The organism is Stutzerimonas sp. CXK-1 (genome assembly GCF_057738225.1).
Genome location: NZ_CM173217.1, coordinates 1,216,977 through 1,236,239, shown reverse-complemented (window position 1 = coordinate 1,236,239; position 19,263 = coordinate 1,216,977). Strand labels below are relative to the sequence as shown.

Below are 19,263 nucleotides of genomic sequence, written 5' to 3'. Positions count from 1 at the left end.
GCCATCACCCCGCCCGCCGCAACAGCCAGGCGCCGATCAAGGCACAAAGCGTCGCTGGCAGCACGACTGCCAGCAACGGAGAGAAGCCGAATACCTGGCTCGCCGGCCCCAGCAGATCCTGAATGATGCGGAAGACGAAACCGACGACCACGCCGGTAAAGATGCGCTGGCCGAGCGTGACCGAACGCAGCGGCCCAAAGATGAAGGAGATCGCCAGCAGCACCAGCGAGACGGTCACCAGTGGCTGCAGCGTCTTGGTCCAGAATGCCAGCCAGTAGCGACCATTGTTCAATCCCTGGTCGGCCAGATAGTGGATGTAACGCCACAATCCGGTGATGGACAACGCCTCCGGCTCGACCACCACCGTGCCCAGCAATTGCGGGGTCAACTGGACGTCCCAGCGCTCTTCTGACGCCTTGCGTACCTCGGTGTGGTCACCCAAAAAATGCGTGGTCGCGATATCGGTCAGTTGCCAGTATTCGCCCTGGTATTCGGCACGACGGGCAAAGCTGGCCGACAACAGCCGGCGCTCGTCGTCGAAGCGGTAACGCGTCACACCCAGCAATACACCGCCGGGCTGTACTGCGTTGACGTGGACGAACTCGTCGCCCTGTCGATGCCAGAGACCGCGCTTGCTGCTTTGTGCCTCGCCCGCACTCTGCGCGAGCGAGCGGCGTGCCTGAGCCACATCCTCGCTGCGCGGCGCGACATATTCGCCAACGAGCACGCCGATCAGAAGCAGCACCAGCATCGGCTTCATTACCGCGACGACAATGCGCCCCAGCGACACACCCGCCGCGCGCATGATGGTCAGCTCACTGTTGCTGGCAAGCGTGCCCAGGCCGATCAGACAGCCGATCAGCGCGGCCATCGGCAACATCTCGTAGAGCCTGCGCGGCGTTGTCAGCAGCACGTACTCGAGCGCCTGCAGCAGCCCGTAGCCGCCCTCGACATCGCCAAGCTCGTCGATGAAGGCGAACAGCAAAGCCAACCCGACGATGACGCCGAGCACCGAGAGAATGGCGAGAAAGACGTGCACACCGATGTAGCGATCCAGCTTAGCCACCGATCACCTCCACCGCGCGGCGCTTCTTGAACCTGAGCCGCAAAGGCTCCCAGAACAGCATCAAAAGACCGATGCCGAGGAACACGCCGTGCACCCACCAGAGCCCGAGCGCCATGGGAATACGCCCCTTGTCCAGCGCGCCCCGCGCCGCAATCAGCAACGCCAGGTAGGACATGTATAGAAGGATTGCCGGCAGGAGCTTGAGGAAGCGCCCCTGGCGCGGATTGACCCTGGCCAGCGGCACGGCGAGCAGTGTCACGACGAAGACCAGCACGGGTAATGACAGCCGCCACTGCAATTCGGAGCGCAAACGGACATCGTCCTGACCGAGCAGCTCGCGAGTCGGCATCGCCTCGCGCTCGCTCAGCTCGAGACTGACCTCGGGCCTGGGCAACAGGACGCCATAGGTGTCGTACTGGATCTTTCGATAGTCGGCCTGGCCGGGTTTGCCGTCATAGCGATAGCCGTTCTCCAGAATCAGGTAACGACTACCATCGTCCTGCACCTCCTGACGGCCTCGCTCGGCCACCAGCACCGATACCCCACGATCCTTGGCGGCACGGGTTGCCGTGGTCGTTTCGGAGATGAAGACGCCGGAGAGCTCGCGCCCATCGGCCGACAATTCGCGCGTATAGGTCACTCGCGAACCATCGCGCAGCGTCTGGAAGCGCCCCGGCATCAAGGTGTCGAACTCGGTCAACGAATCCTGCTGATTGAGGATCCGGTCGACCTGGGCGATGCCCTGCGGCGCCAGGCCCAAGCTCAGCCAGCCGACCAGCGCAGCGACCAGCGCTGCCGGCGCCATGCTGTAGAGCACCAGACGACGCTGACTCATGCCGGTCGCCGACAGCACCGTCATTTCGCTGTCCAGATATAGCCGGCCGTAGGCCAGCAGAATGCCGAGGAACAGCCCCAGCGGCAGGATGAGCTGCAGGAAACCCGGCAACCGGAACGCCATGATCAGCAGTAGCACGCCCGGATCGAGCAGGCCTTGTGCAGCCTGCGCCAGGTATTTGATGAAGCGGCCGCTCATGATGATCACCAACAGCACGGCACTAACGGCACTGAGGGTTATCAACAGCTCGCGGGACAGGTAGCGAAAGACGATCAAACCGGACACTCCAGGGTTGTCAGGCTCCGGCGGCTACGCTCAAACTAGCCGCCGTAACCGGCCCGCCGCGGCAGGCCGCCGGGCACGATGCGCCGACGACCCGGCAGACGAACCACCGGAAAACAAGCCCGGCATTATCCTGCAAACCCGACTCTTTGTCTTGGGGACACCCGTCATGGAATTCGTTGTAAAGACCGTCAAAGCGCCTTCGCTGAAAACTGCCACGCTGGTTCTGCCCGTTGGCGACGACCGCAGCCTTGGCGAGCACGCCCGCAGCGTCGATCTCGCGACAGGAGGCGCCATCTCGGCCATCCTCAAGCGCGGTGACCTCGGCGGCAAGGCTGCCCAGACGCTGCTGTTGCACGACATCCCCGGGCTCAAGGCCGAGCGCCTGCTACTGGTCGGCACCGGCAAGGCCGAAGACCTGGATACGCGCCAGTGGCGCAAGATCGTCGGCGCAATTGCCGGTGCGCTGAAAGGCCTCGGCGGCAGCGACGCCGCGCTCGCACTGCATGACGTGCAGGTAAAGAATCGCGATGCCTACTCCGCCACGCGCCTGCTGGTCGAGATCCTCGCTGACGGCGAGTACCAGTTCGATCGTTTCAAGAGCAAGAAGGCCGATCCGCGCGCACTGAAGAAGGTCATCCTGCTTTGCGAAAAATCGCAACAAGACAGCTTCGAGCGTGCCGCCCGCCAAGCCAGCGCCATTGCCGCCGGCATGGCGCTGGCCCGCGACCTTGGCAACCTGCCACCGAACCACTGCCACCCGAACTTCATGGCCGAGCAGGCTCGTCAACTGGCCAAGAACCACAAGTCGCTGAAGGTCGAGGTGCTCGACGAGAAGAAGCTGCGCGAACTCGGCGCCGGTGCCTTCCTCGCCGTGGCCCAGGGCAGCGAGCAGCCGGGCTGCCTGGTGGTACTGCAATACAACGGTGCGAAGAAGAATGAGCAGCCCTATGCGCTGGTCGGCAAGGGCATCACCTTCGACACTGGCGGCATCAGCCTCAAGCCCGGGCTGGGCATGGACGAGATGAAGTACGACATGTGCGGTGCTGCCAGCGTGCTTGGTACCTTCCGTGCCGTGGTGGAAATGCAGCTGCCGATCAACCTCGTCGGCCTGCTGGCTTGCGCCGAGAACATGCCCAGTGGCGGCGCTACGCGGCCGGGCGACATCGTCACCACCATGAGCGGCCAGACGGTCGAGATTCTCAACACCGATGCGGAAGGGCGCCTGGTGCTCTGCGATACCCTGACCTACGCCGAGCGTTTCAAGCCGCGCGCGGTGATCGACGTGGCCACGCTCACCGGCGCCTGCATCGTTGCGCTGGGCAGCAACACCTCCGGCCTGCTGGGCAACGACCAGAACCTGATCGACCAGCTGCGCGAGGCAGGTGAAGCCGCAGCGGATCGCGCCTGGCAATTGCCGCTGTTCGATGAATACCAGGAGCAGCTCGACAGCCCGTTCGCCGACATCGCCAACATCGGCGGCCCGAAGGCAGGCACCATCACCGCGGCCTGCTTCCTTTCGCGCTTCGCCAAGGCCTACCCCTGGGCGCACCTGGACATCGCCGGCACCGCATGGGTCAGCGGCGGCAAGGAGAAAGGCGCGACCGGCCGGCCGGTACCGCTGCTCACCCAATACCTGCTGGACCAGGTGGGCTGAATGCTTAACCGGATCGCCGCGCGTTCCGGCGCACGACCATGACGCGCGTCGAGTTCTACGTGCTGCCCGATGCCGAACCGGCCAGCCGCCTGCGCGCGGCTTGCCAGCTCGCCGCCAAGGGCTGGCAGCATGGCATGCGGGTCTTCGTGCGCTGCGAGAATGACGCGCAGCGCGACGCGCTCGACGATCTGTTGTGGCACTTTCGCGCCGAACGCTTCATCCCGCACGATCGCTTCATCGACGATCCGCAATCGCCGGTCGTGCTCGGAGGTGATGAAGTACCGGCACAGCCTCAGGGCCTGCTGGTGAACCTGGCACCCACCCTGTCGACCCATCTGGACCAGTTCAGCCGGGTGATCGAAATCGTCAACCAGGAACCGGAACGCCTGGCGCTCAGCCGTGACAACTTCCGCCAGTATCGGCGGCACGGCTATGACCCCAAAAGGGTCGAACTCTGAACCCGCTCGGACGCGCCACCCGGACCGCACTGCGATGACACCTAAAACGCCCAGCAAGCCTGCCGAACTGCTCCACGACCTCGAGTCGATTCGCGCCCTGCTCGACAGCGACGACGTTGCCCCGAGCGAGTTCGATGCCGACGCCATCCCGACCCTGCGCGACGTCGTCGAGCCTGCCCAGCCAGCGCAGCCGGCCGCCGCGCAAGCCCCGGAGGCCCGGGAACCGGCGGTACGTACCGCGTTTCGCTCGCTCGCCGAACGCCATCTCGACCATGAGCTGCGCACCGCTGCAAATCTGATCCTGCAGGAAGTCATCGACGACTTCGTGCCGCAGATCGAAGCCGAGCTCAAACGCCGCCTGCAAAGCCGAGTCGATCAACTGATCCGCGCGCCGCGCTCCTGAGCCAGGGCGACGTTCGACTCTCGCGCCGCATTCGCGGCGCCCGCTCGGCAAAAAGCGCCTCCAAGAACTGCGCCGGGGCGTTTTGCCTTTATACTTGCGCGTTTTTCCGATCAGCCGTTCTTAAGGGTCCCGCCGCATGGACAAGACCTACCAGCCGCACGCCATCGAGACCTCCTGGTACCAGACCTGGGAATCGAACAACTACTTTGCACCCCAGGGCTCGGGCGAGCCGTACACCATCATGATTCCGCCGCCGAACGTCACCGGCAGCCTGCACATGGGCCACGGCTTCAACAACGCGATCATGGACGCGCTGATTCGCTGGCGTCGCATGCAAGGGCGCAAGACGCTGTGGCAACCGGGAACGGACCACGCCGGGATCGCCACGCAGATGGTGGTCGAGCGCCAACTGGCGGCGCAGGGCGTCAGCCGTCATGACCTGGGGCGCGAGAAGTTTCTCGAAAAGGTCTGGCAGTGGAAGGAGGAGTCGGGCGGCAACATCACCCGGCAGATCCGTCGTCTGGGCTCCTCGGTGGACTGGTCCCGCGAGCGCTTCACCATGGACGCCGGTCTTTCCGAAGCGGTCAAGGAAGCGTTCGTCCGCCTGCACGAGGACGGGCTGATCTATCGCGGCAAGCGCCTGGTCAACTGGGATACCAAGCTGCACACCGCGATCTCCGATCTGGAAGTGGAGAACCACGACGAGAAGGGCCACCTCTGGCACCTGCGCTATCCGCTGGCTGACGGTGCGCGCACCGCCGATGGCAAGGACTACCTGGTGGTCGCCACCACCCGCCCGGAAACCGTGCTCGGCGATGCCGCCGTCGCCGTTCATCCCGAGGACGAGCGCTACAGGGATCTGATTGGCCGCCACGTCATGCTGCCGCTGGTCAACCGCCTGATCCCCATCGTCGCCGACGACTACGTCGACCTCGAGTTCGGCACCGGCTGCGTGAAGATCACTCCGGCCCACGACTTCAACGACTACGAGGTGGGCAAGCGCCACCACCTGCCGCTGATCAACATCTTCGACCAGAACGCCTGCGTACTGGCCCGCGCGCAGGTGTTCAACATCGACGGCAGCGTCAACGACCGCATCGACCCGAGCCTGCCGGATGGCTATGCGCACATGGACCGCTTCGATGCGCGCAAGGCCATCGTTGCCGAGTTCGAGGCCATGGGCCTGCTGGAAAAGATCGACGACCACGCACTGAAGGTACCGCGCGGCGATCGCTCGGGCACCATCATCGAGCCCTGGCTGACCGATCAGTGGTACGTATCGACCAAGCCGCTCGCCGAAAAGGCCATCCGCGCGGTTGAGAGCGGGCAGATCCAGTTCGTGCCCAAGCAGTACGAAAACATGTACTTCAGCTGGATGCGCGACATCCAGGACTGGTGCATCAGCCGCCAGCTGTGGTGGGGCCATCGCATCCCCGCCTGGTATGACGAAGCCGGCAACGTCTACGTCGGCCGCGACGAAGTGGAAGTGCGCAACAAGTACAACCTGTGCAACGACGTCGAGCTGCGCCAGGACGAGGACGTGCTGGATACCTGGTTCAGCTCGGGCCTGTGGACCTTCTCGACCCTCGGCTGGCCGCAGCAGACCGACTTCCTGAAGACCTTCCACCCGACCGACGTGCTGGTCACCGGTTTCGACATCATTTTCTTCTGGGTCGCCCGGATGATCATGCTGTCTACCCACCTGACCGGACAGATCCCGTTCAAGACCGTCTACGTCCACGGCCTGGTGCGTGATGCGCAAGGCCAGAAGATGTCGAAGTCCAAGGGCAACGTGCTCGACCCGTTGGACATCGTCGACGGCATCGAGCTGGAAACCCTGCTGCAAAAGCGCACCAGCGGCATGATGCAGCCCAAGCTCGCCGAGAAGATCGCCAAGCAGACGAAGGCCGAATTCCCCGAAGGCATCGCCAGCTACGGTACCGACGCCCTGCGCTTCACGTTCTGCTCGCTGGCCTCTACCGGCCGCGACATCAAGTTCGACATGGGCCGTGTCGAGGGGTATCGCAACTTCTGCAACAAGATCTGGAACGCGGCCAACTTCGTCTTCGAAAACACCGAAGGCAAGGACACCGGGGTGGGTGGCGAGCCCGTCGAACTGTCCTCGGTCGATCGCTGGATCATCTCTTCGCTGCAGCGCACCGAGGCCGAGGTCAATCGTCAGCTCGAGGCCTTCCGCTTCGACCTGGCCGCTCAGGCACTCTATGAGTTCATCTGGGACGAGTACTGCGCCTGGTACCTGGAGCTGGTCAAGCCGGTACTGTGGGACGAGAACGCTTCGGCCGAGCGCCAGCGCGGCACCCGTCGCACCCTGGTCCGCGTGCTGGAGACGGCACTGCGACTGGCTCACCCGTTCATGCCGTTCATCACCGAGGAAATCTGGCAGCGCGTTGCACCGTTGGCTGGCAAGTCCGGTCCGACCCTGATGCTGCAGCCCTGGCCGGAGTTCAACCCGGAGCGCCTCGACGAAGCCGCCGAAGGCGACATCGAGTGGGTCAAGGCCTTCATGCTGGGCATTCGCCAGATCCGCGGCGAAATGAACATCTCCATGGCCAAGCGTATCGACGTGGTGCTGGGCAACGCCTCGGCCGAAGACCAGCGACGCCTGGCCGACAACGAGCCGCTGCTCAAGAAGCTGGCCAAGCTGGAGAGCATTCGCGTGCTCGGCCAGGGTGAAGACGCCCCGTTGGCTGCCACTGCCCTGGTCGGCGACCTGCAGGTGCTGGTGCCGATGGCCGGCCTGATCGACAAGGATGCCGAGCTGGCGCGCCTGGACAAGGAAATCGCGCGCCTGGACGGCGAGGTCCAGCGTGTCGGCGGCAAGCTGGCCAACGCCGGCTTCGTCGACAAGGCGCCGCCGCAGGTCATCGACAAGGAGCGCGCCAAGCTGGCCGAGGCCGAGCAGGCGCGTGCCAAGCTGGTCGAGCAGCGCGCGCGTATCGCCAGCCTGTGACCTCGCACGGGCGAGCCCTCCGCCGGGGCTCGCCTGGCAAACACGGCGGTCTTGATCGATGACAAGTAACAGCCGCTCCGGCTGTTACACTATGCCGCCGCACCCGAAACACCCTATTGCATCTGGTAGACGCACGGCATGCACAGCCGCTCGGCAACCTGAAATGAGCTCCGACTCAACGACAACGCCTCTTAGACGTCGCTGACTCCATAACCGTTTTCGCCGGCCCCGGCCCGCAACCATCGGTTCCGACTTGTTTCGCCAGCCAGCCATCGGCCGCAGGTCTGCCAGCATCGAGTGAAACGCTCGAGCCGGTTCTTGGAAATGGAGACCCACCGATGTATGTGCTCATGGCAGTAGTGTTCGTCATCGGCTATCTGTGCATAGCCTTCGAACACCCCCTGAAGATCGACAAGGCCGCGGCCGCCATCCTCACCGCCGTTCTTACCTGGACCGTACTGGTACTGGGAGCGGACCAGATCCTGCCGCTGCTCGAGCACGGCAGCCATGACCCGGCCGATTCGTCGGTGGTAGTCGTCGAAGCCCTGCGCCACCACCTGGGCGAGGTCTCCGAGATCCTGTTCTTCCTGCTCGGCGCCATGACCATCGTCGAGCTCATCGATTCGCACGAAGGCTTCAAGGTCATCACCGACCGCATCCAGACCCGCAAGCGCGTCAATCTGCTGTGGATCATCGGCCTGATCACCTTTTTCCTGTCCGCCGTGCTCGACAACCTGACGACCACGATCGTCATGGTCTCGCTACTGCGCAAGCTGATCCGCGGCCGCCCCGAGCGCTGGCTGTATGTCGGCGTCGTGGTGATTGCCGCCAACGCCGGCGGCGCCTGGTCGCCGATCGGTGACGTCACCACCACCATGCTTTGGATCGGCACGCAGATCTCGGCGACCGGGGTGATTACCGGGCTGTTCCTGCCGAGCCTGATCTGCCTGCTGGTGCCCCTGCTGATCCTCACTTTCAGCCTGCGCGGCGAGGCCCCGCGCCCGCGCCCGCGCGCGCACCTGGCCGAGAAGCAGCCACCGTCGACCACCGCCTTCGAGCGCAACCTAGTTCTGGCGCTGGGCCTGGGCTCACTGCTCTTCGTGCCGGTATTCAAGACCGTCACTCATCTGCCGCCGTACATGGGCATCCTGTTCGGCCTGGGCGTGCTCTGGGTAGCGACCGAAATCGTGCACCGCAAGAAGAACGCCGAAGACAAGCATCCGCTGTCGGTGGTCGGCGTCTTGCGCAAGGTCGATACCCCGAGCGTACTGTTCTTCCTCGGCATCCTGCTCGCCGTCTCCAGCCTGGCGACCGCCGGCCATCTGACCCAGGTCGCTACCCTGCTGCGCGAATCGCTGGGCAACGTCTATGCCATCAACTACGCGATCGGTCTGCTCTCGGCAGTGGTGGACAACGTGCCGCTGGTGGCCGGCGCGATGAAGATGTACCCGCTGGTCAGCCCGCAAATACTCGCAGCCGCTGCGCCGCATGAAACCGGCTGGCTGAGTCAGTTCGTCGTCGACGGCACCTTCTGGGAGCTGTTGGCCTACTGTGCCGGTACCGGCGGTAGCAGCCTGATCATCGGCTCGGCCGCCGGTGTGGCCGCCATGGGCATGGAGAAGATCAGCTTTATCTGGTATCTCAAGCGTGTCAGCCTGCTGGCCTTCCTCGGCTATACCGCCGGCGCGGCGACCTACATCGGCATGCTGTTGCTGAGTTGAGCGTCAACCGGCCAGGGACACGATCATGACCGTCAGCAAGACTCGTACGAGCTTCTACCGCCGTCTCTACGTCGCCTGGCTGATCGACAGCGGCACGGCGACCAGCGTACCGGCGCTGACCGAGGCGACCGGCATGCCGCGGCGTACCGCGCAGGACACGCTCGCCGCCCTGGCGGAACTGGATATCGACTGCCGGTTCCACCAGGACGCCGGCGAGCGACACAACGCCGGACACTACGAGATCCGCGACTGGGGGCCGATCGATCGGAGCTGGGTCGAAGCCAATCTGGCACAGATCAAGGCCCTGCTCGGCTACCCCTGAGCCATGAACGGCGATCTGCTACTGGTCCTCGTCCTGCTCGCCACCTGCGTCATCCTGTTCGTTCTGAATCGACCGCGCATGGATGTGGTGGCGCTGCTGGCCATGATCGCCCTGCCGCTGTCCGGCGTGCTTTCGGTCAACGAGGCACTGGCCGGTTTCAGCGACCCGAGCGTGGTGCTGATCGCCGCGCTATTCGTGATCGGCGATGGCCTGGTGCGCACCGGCATCGCCTATCGCCTGGGCGCCTGGCTGGTGCGCAGCGCCGGCAGCAGCGAGGCCCGTCTGCTGGTCCTGCTGATGCTCGCCGTCGCCGGGCTCGGTTCGGTGATGAGTTCCACGGGCGTGGTCGCGATCTTCATCCCCGTGGTGCTGGGGATCGCCGCACGCACGCAGTCGGCAGCCAATCGCCTGATGATGCCGCTGGCCTTCGCCGGCCTGATCAGCGGCATGCTCACGCTGGTGGCCACGCCGCCCAACCTGGTGGTCAACAGCGAACTGCGTCGTGCTGGCCTGGAGGGCTTCGGCTTCTTTTCCTTCACTCCTCTGGGGCTGGCGGTGCTGGCGCTCGGCATCGTGTACATGTTGCTGGCCCGACGCTGGCTGGACCGGCCGGGCCAGCAACGTGCGGCCACGCCGCGCCTGTCGCTCGCCGATCTCTGCGACGCCTATCACCTGGCCGAGCGCGAACGCCGTCTGCGGGTGCGGCCAGGCTCGGTGCTGGCCAATCGCATCCTCGACGGCCTCGAATTGCGCAAGCAGTACGGCATCAACGTCATCGCGATCGAGCGCCAGCATCGCTTTCGCCGACTGCTGTTGATGGCCACCGGCAACACCGAACTGCTCGTCGGCGACGTGCTGCTGGCCGATATCGCCAGCCCCGCCATCGGTTTGCTCGGCGCCTTTGACGAACTAGGGTTGGAGCCGCTGCATCTGTCGAACTCCTACTACCGCGACCATGCCCAGGAACTTGGCCTCGCCGAAGTGGCTCTGCCTCCTGACTCGCGTCTGCCGGGCAAGACCATTCAGGAGCTCGGCTTTCGCAGCCGTCACAAGCTCAACGTCGTGGGGCTGCGCCGCCAGCAGCGGGCGCTGGACGGTCTGCTGGTGGACGAGAAGCTCAAGGCGGCCGACACCCTGCTGGTGGCCGGCAGCTGGAAGCACATCCATCGCCTGCAGGGGCTGAGCCGCGACTTTCTCGTGCTCAGCCTGCCGGCAGAGGTCGACGACGTCGCGCCGGCGGCGCGGCAGGCGCCGTTCGCCCTGCTTGCGGTCGCGGTGATGGTGGGCCTGATGGTCAGCGGCACGCTGCCCAACGTGCTCTGCGCGCTCATCGGTTGCCTGCTGATGGGCCTGTTCCGCTGCATCGACATGGACAGCGCCTACAAGGCCATTCACTGGCAGAGCCTGGTGTTGATCGTTGGCATGCTGCCCTTTGCGCTGGCGCTGCAGAAGACCGGCGGCATCGCCCTGGCGGTCGACGGTCTGATTGGCCTGTTCGGCGATGCAGGCCCGCTGGCACTGCTCGCCTGCCTGTTCATCATCACCGCGCTGACCGGCCTGTTCATATCCAACACGGCGACGGCGGTGCTGATGGCGCCCGTGGCCATCTCTACTGCCGAGCACCTGGGGGCCTCGCCTTACCCCTTCGCGATGACCGTGGCGCTGGCGGCCTCGGCAGCCTTCATGACGCCCATTTCATCACCAGTGAATACCCTGGTGCTCAACCCGGGCGGCTATCGCTTTGCCGACTTCGTCCGGGTCGGCGTGCCCTTCACCCTCCTCGTGCTGTTGCTCGCAGTGGGGCTGATACCGCTGTTGTTCCCGTTCTAAGGCCGCGCACCGCGAAAGTGGCATGGCCGCTGGGCCCGGGCACGCGGTAAGCTCGGCCGAAAAACGGATAAGAACGAACGATGTCTCAACGCCCTGCTCTTTTCCCGGTGCTGCTTGCCGGGGCCATCCTGCTGCTCGTCGTGCACGGCCTCGGCCGTTTCGTCTATACCCCGCTGCTGCCCTGGCTCGTCGAGGACGGCCTGCTGACGATCCAGCAGGGCGCCAGCATCGCCAGCTGGAACTATCTGGGCTATCTGATCGGTGCGTTGCTCGCGCTGCGCTGGCACAGCGTCGCGCAGATCCGCCGCTCGCTGCCCTGGGCTCTGCTGCTGCACGTGTTGAGCAGCTTGTTGCAGACCCAGGCCGACTCGGCCGACGCCCTGGCCGCCCTGCGGCTGGCCAACGGGATCGCCAACGGCCTGGTGTTCGTACAGGGCCCTTCACTCATTCTCGAATGGCTGGCGCGCCAGCAGCGCGCCTCGTCCAGCGGCCTGGTGTATCTCGGGGTCTGCGTCGGCCTGATCCTCTCCAGCCTGCTGGTCAGCCTGAGCGATGGCCTGCTGTCCGGCGCCGATCGCTGGTGGCCGGCCGCGGTGCTGTCGGTGCCGCTGGCCTGGTGGGGCTGGCGACAGCTGGCGCGGCTGGACATGCCCGACCAGGCGCCCCAACCGGCCAGCCATGCGAGCCCCAGCGGTCGCCTGCTCGATCGTTCGAGCACGCCGCTGTTTCTCTCCTATGCCGGCGCCGGCATGGGCTACATCCTGCCGATGACCTTTCTGCCGATGGTTGCGCGCCTGCAGGTCGAACCGGGCGACTTTCTGATCGACAGCAGCTGGCTGGTGGTCGCCGTCGCCACCCTACCCTCACCCTGGCTATGGAATCGACTGGGCGTACGGCTGGGCGACGACATCGCGCTCAGGCTGAGTTATCTGGCCCAGCTGATCGGCGTGCTCGCCGCCCTGTTGCTGCCCGGCGCTCTCGGCATCCTGCTCTGCGCGGTGCTGGTCGGCGGGACCTTCCTCGGCACGGTGCTGCTGACCCAGCGCCTGGCCCGCACACTGCATCCTCATCAGGGGCCGCGCCTGTCGGCGGCCCTGATTGCACTCTATAGCCTCACCCAACTGGCGGCCCCCTGGCTGACCAGCCTCTGGGTCGGTCAGGGCGGTAGCCTGCACAGCGCCTTCTGGCTCGGCGCCGGTGCGCTGCTCTGGGGGCTGCTGTGGATGCTCATGGTGCCGCGCGTTCGCTAGCCTCGAGACGCCGCAGGCGGGCGTCGACAGTCGTCGGACATATGGGACAATAGCCGCCCGCTCCGTACCGCCGACGCCCATGCCTGCCAGCAAATCACCCCGCCCGACCAGCAAGGCCGCCCTGCATCCGCGTAACCGCCACAGCGGCCGCTATGACTTTGCCCGCCTGATCGCCGCCTGCCCGCCACTGGGCGACTACGTCATTCTCAACCCCTACGGCAAACCGAGCATCGACTTTGCCGATCCGGAAGCGGTCAAGGTGTTCAATCGAGCGCTGCTGCGGCTGTTCTATGGCATCGAACACTGGGATATACCGCCCGGCTATCTCTGCCCGCCGGTACCGGGACGGGCGGACTATCTCCACGGCCTGGCCGATCTGCTGGCCGAAGACAACGGCGGCGACATACCGCGTGGCAAATTCATTCGCCTGCTGGATGTCGGCACCGGCGCCAACTGCATCTTTCCGCTGATCGGTCATCGTGAATATGGCTGGCGCTTCACCGGCTCGGACATCGATGCCACGGCGCTGGCATCGGCGGACAACATCATCCGCGCCAATCGGCTCACCGGGGCAGTCGCGCTGCGCCGCCAGGCCGAGCCCAAGCGGATTTTCACCGGGCTGCTCGCCGCCGGCGATCGGTTCGAGGCGACGCTCTGCAACCCGCCGTTCCACGCCTCGGCGGCCGAAGCCAGCAGCGGTAGCCGGCGCAAATGGCGCAATCTCGGCAAACTCGATCCCAAGCGCAAACTGCCGGTGCTGAACTTCGGAGGTCAGGCGGCAGAGCTCTGGTGCGAAGGCGGCGAAGCGGCGTTCATCGCCCGGCTCGCCGACGAGAGCCGGGCCTTTGCCGATCAGGTGTTGTGGTTCAGTACGCTCGTCTCGAAGGGCGGCAATGTCGAGCCGCTGGCGACCCGCCTGAACAAGCTGGGCGCTCGGGACGTTCGCGTGGTCGACATGGCCCAGGGCCAGAAGCGTAGCCGTTTCGTGGCCTGGAGCTATCTCGATGCAGGCCGCCGGGCAGCGTGGCTCGCCAGCCGCACGCGCGCGCCGAAGGCTGACGTCGAGCGAAGCTGACGATCAGACGGCGATTTCCCAGCGCTGAGGGTTTTTCAGCGCCAGGGTCTGGATGTAACGCGGCTCGCCGTTGATCTCTTCGAGTTCGGTCATGCCGGCCAGCTCGCCTACCACGCGGTAGCGCTTGCCGGCCTGCTTGTCCTGCAGCGGGTAGAGCTTGGCGATGTGTTGGGCGAGTTCGGTGAGGGTGGACATTTCTGGCTCCAAAAAACTGCTCGGCAGCTTTTTACATGGCTTCGGTTACGATTCGACGACAGCTCCGCTGCCCGTCTCGCTTGTTGGAGCCCATGAACCCCGATTGATTCCCGTCCTGACGCGTTTTTCGCCCAATGGCGACGAACTGCTCAGCAAGTACCGAGTCCCAACTGCAGTAGCGCCAAGCCGCCACGCTGCCAACCCCACCAGGCCAGCAGCGCCAACAAGGCCAGGGCCGCGGCCAGCAGCGGCCAGAACAGCCTCACGACGCCAGCTCCGGCTCGCGCAGGCGGGCCACCGGCTGCTCACGTATCGGCCAGTTGAGCAGCGTCGCCATCAGGCTCAGCGCAATCGCGATCTGCCAGACGAGGTCGTAGCTGCCGGTGCGGTCATACAGCCAGCCACCAAGCCAACCGCCGAAGAACGACCCCAACTGATGGAACAGAAATGCGATGCCGCCGAGCATGGACAGGTTGCGCACCCCGAACAGCGTCGCCACCGTGCCGTTGGTCAGCGGCACGGTCGACAGCCATAGCAGCCCCATGGCGATACCGAAAGCATAGGCCGACCACTCCGTCAGCGGCGCCAGCAGGAACAGGCTGATCACCACCGCGCGAATCAGGTACAGGCCGGCAAGCAGCCGAGGCTTGGAATAGCAGCTGCCCAGCCAGCCGGCGGTGTAGGTGCCAACCACGTTGAACAGCCCGACAAGCGCCAGCACGGTAGTGCCGACCTGCGCCGGCAAGTGGTTGTCGACCAGATACGCAGGCAGGTGCACGCCGATGAACACCACCTGAAAGCCGCAGACGAAAAAGCCCAGCGCCAGCAGGCGAAAGCCCGAGTGCCCAGCCGCTTCGCGCAAAGCCTCGCCAAGCGACTGTTGCGCACCGGGCGCTGCCGGGGCCTCACGCTGGCCGCGCATCATCGCTGCCAGAGGCACGATCAATGCCACCAGCATGCCGAGCGCGAGCAAGGCGGTAGACCAGCCCAGCCACTGGATCAGGCCGAGGCTCCCCGGCAGCATGACGAACTGCCCGAAGGAGCCGGCTGCACTGGCGATACCCATGGCCATGCTGCGCTGCTCGGCCGGTACGGCGCGGCCGACCGCACCGAGAATCACCGAGAACGATGTACCGGAAAGCCCCAGGCCGATCAGCACGCCTGCGCTGAGGCTCAGCGAGGCCGGAGTATCGGCCGCCGCCATCAGCGCCAGGCCCGCCGCGTAGAGCAGCCCCCCGATCAGCACGGTGCGCGCTACACCGAAGCGATCGGCTGCCGCGCCGGTGAACGGCTGCACCAGTCCCCAGACCAGGTTCTGCAGGGCGATGGCGAAGGCGAACGTTTCCCGCCCCCAGCCAAACTCGGCGCTCATCGGCGCCAGAAACAGGCCAAAGCCATGCCTCACGCCAAGCGAGATCGCCAGAATCAGGGAAGCCCCGAGCAGCAACCAGCCGCACGTACGCCAGTTCATTGCCATGATCGTTTTCCTGAGAAAAAGACGACCAGTCTACTCGGACATCCCGGCCAGGGAACACTCATCCGCCGCCGGTCAGCTCGGTTAAACTGCCCGCATCTGATTTGCCCAACATGAGATCACCATGCCGATCCGCCATTGCATCGTCCACCTGATCGACAAGAAACCCGACGGCTCAGCCTCGACCCTGCATGCCCGCGATAGCGAGCTCGGCGAGTCGCAGGCGATGGAGAACCTGCTTGCCGACCTCAACGAGAGCTACAACGCCAAGCAGGGCAAGGCCTGGGGGCTGTTCCACGAGGAGTCCGGCGCCTATCCGTTCAGCGGCTGGCTGGCCCAGTACCTGGACGGCGCCCAGGACTTCACTGCCTTCAGCCGGCAGGCGGTCGAGCATCTGCAGAAGCTGATGGACGAGTCGAACCTGTCCACTGGCGGCCACGTGCTGTTCGCCCATTATCAGCAGGGCATGACCGACTACCTGGCCATCGCGCTGCTGCACCACAGCGAAGGAGTGACCGTCACCGACGCGCTGGACGTGGCACCAGCCAAGCACCTGGACCTCGGGCAACTGCATCTCGCCGCGCGGATCAATATCTCCGAATGGCGAAACAACCAGCAGTCAAAGCAGTACATCTCCTTCATCAAGGGCAAGAACGGCAAGAAGGTCTCGGAATACTTCCGCGACTTCATCGGTTGCCAGGAAGGCGTCGACGCCCCGAGCGAGACCCGCACCCTGCTCAAGGCCTTCAGCGACTACGTCGAAAGCGAAGACCTGCCGGAGGAACAGGCGCGCGAAAAGACCAGCGCGCTGGTGGACTACGCCAGCGCCCAGGCCCGGCTCGGTGAGCCGATGACGCTCGAGGAACTGTCCGGCGTGATCGACGAGGAGCGCCCACGGGCCTTCTACGAGCACATCCGCAACAAGGATTACGGCCTGTCGCCAGAGATCCCGCCGGACAAGCGCACCCTCAACCAGTTCCGTCGTTTCACCGGGCGCGCCGAGGGGCTGTCGATCAGCTTCGAGTCGCACCTGCTGGGCTCCAAGATCGAGTACGACGAGGCCCGCGACATGCTGATCATTCGCCAGCTGCCCACTCAGCTGAAGGATCAGCTCAAGCGGCGCAAGGAATAGATCGCCCGTGGCGCGCCTGCCCGATGACGTGCTCGACGCCTGCCGGCTGGACCCGGCGGCACCGTTCGCCGGCGATCCGGCACGCCGCTTCGGCCTCGACCGTGAGCAGGCACTCGAACGGCTCGCCCGGCTAAAACCCTGGCTGCGCGAACAGCAGACCATGCTCTGGGCCAATCGTCGGGACGCCCTGCTGTTGGTCCTGCAGGGGCCCGATTGTGCCGGCAAGAACGGCGTGATCCGGCGGGTGCTGGCCGGACTCGACCCGATCGCCCTGAAGGTCACGGGCTTTCAGCCACCGACGCCGGACGAACAGGCCCGTGGCTTTCTCTGGCGCTATCGCCACGCACTGCCGACGCCCGGGCAACTCGGCGTCTTCAACCGCAGCTACTACGAGAGCCTGGTCAGCGACCGCCGTGACGGCCTGTGCCGCGCCGAGGACGTACCGCTGCGCCTGGAGCAAGTGCGGCACTTCGAACGGCAGCTGGCAACCGCAGCCATCCGCCCACTCAAGTGCTATCTGCAGATTTCCCATGCCGAGCAGAAGCGCCGCTTGCACCGTCGGCTGGATGCGCCCGACAAGCGCTGGAAGCTCAGCCCCGGCGACCTGCTCGGCCATCGCAGCTTTGCCGCGCGCCAGGCCGAATGGGCGCAGGTGCTGATCGAAAGCGACAGCCACGCCGCGCCCTGGTACGTGATACCCGCCGACCACCGCTGGCTACGCGACCTGCTGGTCGCCAGCCTCCTGGCCAAGGCCTTCGATCAGCTGGCGCTCGACTGGCCCAGGCGCCCGGCACCGTTCGGCCACCACGACCTGGACGCCATTCCATGAGGCGCCCGCTGGCTGTCCTGTTGCTGGCGACGGGCTGGCTGTTCTGCAGCGCAGGCCAGGCGAGCGAAGCCGACGAGGTGCGCTTCACCGTGGCCAACGCCGAATTCACCCTGATGCACGAGATGGGACATCTGCTGATCAGCGAGCTGCAGATTCCGGTCCTCGGCCGCGAGGAGGACGCCGCCGACCAGCTCGGGTTCATGGGGCTGTTTCTGTTGCAACGCGAGCAGCACGAGGCCGATTTCTACAACAAGCTGATGGATGTCGCCGACTACTGGCGCCTGGAGTGGCAGAACGCCAAGGGCAGCGCGGACGAAGTTCCGCTGTGGGACAGCCACGCCCTGGACGCGCAGCGCTTCTACAACATCGCCTGCCTCGCCTATGGCAGCGACCCGGATCGGCTCGAATGGGTGCTGGAGATCAGCGGCCTGCCGATCGACCGGGCCCTGTATTGCCCGGACGAATACCAGCAGGTCGCGCAGGCGGTCGCGTGGTTTCGCGACTACTATCGGCGGCCGGTCGATGAGCCGGTACGCCATCGCATCACGGTGATCTACGACCCGCCGCCCGGGCATATGACCGGCGGCGCCGAGCTGTTGGCCAAGGTGCGGGCGTCAGGCGAGCTCGAAGCGGTCGCGCGCCGGGCCAGCGAGACCTTCGAACTGCCACGCGACCTGGTCTTGCGTCTGACCAGCTGCGGCGCACCGGACGCCTGGTTCAACCGCATCGGCGGCGAGCTGACGCTGTGCTACGAGCGCCTCGCCTATTTCCGTCAGCTCGCGGCACAACGCAGCCGGCAGCAGGCGGCCTCGCCGGGTGTCAGCGCGCCTCCAGCCGATAGCCGACGCGGGGGAAATGCACCTGCACCTGCCCGGCCCGCGGGTCCTCCCGCCGCACGATGATCTCTTCGTCCCCGGCGAACACCAGCTCGCCTTCGACCGGGTCGACCCCATAATCGACCGGCGCCACGGCCACCTGCTGGCCCAGGGTGAACCCATTGGGCTCGCTGAACGCCTGCTCGGGCAGTGCAGCCGGCTCGGCCGCTGCCGCCACGTCGACGGCCTCGGCCGAAGACATCTCGCTGAACGAGCCGTGACCGACCGCCAGCACCTTGTCCAGCCAGCTGACGACGTCCGCATGCTCGTCGACCAGCACCGAGGTCACCGGCGTAGCGCGCAGGAACCACAGGCAGTGCGCAACGGCGAAATCCGCCAGCGACGGCGCCGAGCCGAACAGGAATTCGCCTTCCTCGCGCGCCAGTTGCTGCTGCAGCCGGGCCATGAAGGTCGGCCAGTCGTTCTTTGCCTGCTCCAGCGGGATCCGGCTCACCGAACCACTGCTGAACAGCTGCGCACGATCCTTGCTGAACGCCTCGGCAAAGGCCTTGGGCACCTCGGCAAAGCGCAGCGCCAGGGAGGCCGGCTGGAACATCAGGCTCACCGCGTTGAGGAACAGCACCGAGTCAGCCCACTGCGCCAGCGCCGCGACAACGAACTCCTGGCCTTCGGGGAACAGTGCCGGCGTGGCCTTTTCCGCTTCGAGGCGACGCGCGATCAGAGCGGTGTCGCAATAGATATCCGCGCCGATCTGCAGCACCGGCGTGCGCCGATAACCGCCGGTCAGAGCGGTCAGGTCCGGCTTTGGCATCACCGGCGGAATGGTTACCGAGCGCCACGACAACTGCTTGAAGCCCAGCAGAAGACGCGCCTTCTCGGCGAATGGCGAGGTGGGATAGTGGTGCAGGATGAGTTCGTGCATGGCCG

17 protein-coding genes are annotated in these 19,263 nt (G+C 65.5%); 12 read left to right on the top strand and 5 right to left on the bottom strand.

Features of this window, described 5'->3' with window-relative positions:
* Positions 1-4: 4 nt before the first annotated feature.
* Together lptG and lptF are read right to left on the bottom strand one after the other, a co-directional pair.
* Entirely contained in the window at positions 5-1,066 is a 1,062-nt protein-coding gene (lptG, locus tag AC0KXH_RS05770; RefSeq protein ID WP_043219078.1) for an LPS export ABC transporter permease LptG, read from the bottom strand.
* Positions 1,059-2,177: an LPS export ABC transporter permease LptF gene (lptF, locus tag AC0KXH_RS05765; protein ID WP_041107212.1), complete on the bottom strand. Its 1,119-nt coding sequence runs from the start codon at positions 2,175-2,177 to the stop codon at positions 1,059-1,061. Before lptF ends, lptG begins: the two co-directional genes overlap by 8 nt.
* 175 nt (positions 2,178-2,352) lie before the next feature.
* Here lptF and AC0KXH_RS05760 point away from each other — a divergent pair, with 175 nt between their 5' ends.
* From AC0KXH_RS05760 to rlmF, 9 genes are all read left to right on the top strand, one after another.
* Positions 2,353-3,840: a leucyl aminopeptidase gene (locus AC0KXH_RS05760; RefSeq protein WP_061340425.1), complete on the top strand. Its 1,488-nt coding sequence runs from the start codon at positions 2,353-2,355 to the stop codon at positions 3,838-3,840.
* Between the two features lie 38 nt (positions 3,841-3,878).
* Complete coding sequence (locus tag AC0KXH_RS05755; RefSeq protein WP_041107215.1) at positions 3,879-4,298, top strand: DNA polymerase III subunit chi; 420 nt, start codon at positions 3,879-3,881, stop codon at positions 4,296-4,298.
* Positions 4,299-4,332: 34 nt separating this feature from the next.
* Positions 4,333-4,701, top strand: a complete 369-nt coding sequence (locus AC0KXH_RS05750) for a DNA polymerase III subunit chi (RefSeq protein WP_488224331.1) — start codon at positions 4,333-4,335, stop codon at positions 4,699-4,701.
* A gap of 136 nt (positions 4,702-4,837) precedes the next feature.
* Positions 4,838-7,672, top strand: a complete 2,835-nt coding sequence (locus tag AC0KXH_RS05745) for a valine--tRNA ligase (protein WP_488224330.1) — start codon at positions 4,838-4,840, stop codon at positions 7,670-7,672.
* A gap of 338 nt (positions 7,673-8,010) precedes the next feature.
* Complete coding sequence (gene nhaD, locus AC0KXH_RS05740) at positions 8,011-9,393, top strand: sodium:proton antiporter NhaD (protein WP_041107221.1); 1,383 nt, start codon at positions 8,011-8,013, stop codon at positions 9,391-9,393.
* A 25-nt stretch (positions 9,394-9,418) separates the two neighbouring features.
* The gene (locus tag AC0KXH_RS05735; protein WP_043219068.1) at positions 9,419-9,715 is read left to right on the top strand and encodes a winged helix-turn-helix domain-containing protein; all 297 of its coding nucleotides are present in this window, start codon (positions 9,419-9,421) and stop codon (positions 9,713-9,715) included.
* 3 nt (positions 9,716-9,718) lie between these two features.
* Entirely contained in the window at positions 9,719-11,545 is a 1,827-nt protein-coding gene (locus AC0KXH_RS05730; protein ID WP_224109597.1) for an SLC13 family permease, read from the top strand.
* A gap of 80 nt (positions 11,546-11,625) precedes the next feature.
* Positions 11,626-12,795, top strand: coding sequence for a YbfB/YjiJ family MFS transporter (locus tag AC0KXH_RS05725; protein ID WP_165563797.1), 1,170 nt, complete (start codon positions 11,626-11,628; stop codon positions 12,793-12,795).
* A 79-nt stretch (positions 12,796-12,874) separates the two neighbouring features.
* Positions 12,875-13,870: a 23S rRNA (adenine(1618)-N(6))-methyltransferase RlmF gene (gene rlmF, locus AC0KXH_RS05720; protein WP_488224329.1), complete on the top strand. Its 996-nt coding sequence runs from the start codon at positions 12,875-12,877 to the stop codon at positions 13,868-13,870.
* Positions 13,871-13,873: 3 nt separating this feature from the next.
* Here rlmF and AC0KXH_RS05715 read toward each other — a convergent pair whose 3' ends face one another.
* The gene (locus AC0KXH_RS05715; protein WP_041107232.1) at positions 13,874-14,065 is read right to left on the bottom strand and encodes a hypothetical protein; all 192 of its coding nucleotides are present in this window, start codon (positions 14,063-14,065) and stop codon (positions 13,874-13,876) included.
* Between the two features lie 262 nt (positions 14,066-14,327).
* Entirely contained in the window at positions 14,328-15,542 is a 1,215-nt protein-coding gene (locus AC0KXH_RS05710; protein WP_061338692.1) for an MFS transporter, read from the bottom strand.
* 121 nt (positions 15,543-15,663) lie between these two features.
* On the opposite strand from AC0KXH_RS05710, the gene yejK reads away from it, so the two are divergent.
* From yejK to AC0KXH_RS05695, 3 genes are read left to right on the top strand one after another with little or no spacing between them, the layout of a single operon-like run.
* The gene (yejK, locus tag AC0KXH_RS05705; protein WP_041107235.1) at positions 15,664-16,671 is read left to right on the top strand and encodes a nucleoid-associated protein YejK; all 1,008 of its coding nucleotides are present in this window, start codon (positions 15,664-15,666) and stop codon (positions 16,669-16,671) included.
* Positions 16,672-16,678: 7 nt separating this feature from the next.
* Entirely contained in the window at positions 16,679-17,500 is an 822-nt protein-coding gene (locus AC0KXH_RS05700; protein WP_488224328.1) for a polyphosphate kinase 2 family protein, read from the top strand.
* Positions 17,497-18,402: a DUF4344 domain-containing metallopeptidase gene (locus AC0KXH_RS05695; RefSeq protein WP_488224327.1), complete on the top strand. Its 906-nt coding sequence runs from the start codon at positions 17,497-17,499 to the stop codon at positions 18,400-18,402. The genes AC0KXH_RS05700 and AC0KXH_RS05695 overlap by 4 nt, the downstream gene beginning before the upstream one ends.
* On the opposite strand, the gene AC0KXH_RS05690 is transcribed toward AC0KXH_RS05695, so the two are convergent.
* A complete protein-coding gene (locus tag AC0KXH_RS05690) occupies positions 18,320-19,258 on the bottom strand; it encodes a glutathione S-transferase family protein (protein ID WP_041107239.1) in 939 nt (312 codons plus the stop codon). The genes AC0KXH_RS05695 and AC0KXH_RS05690 overlap by 83 nt on opposite strands.
* Positions 19,259-19,263 lie beyond the last annotated feature (5 nt).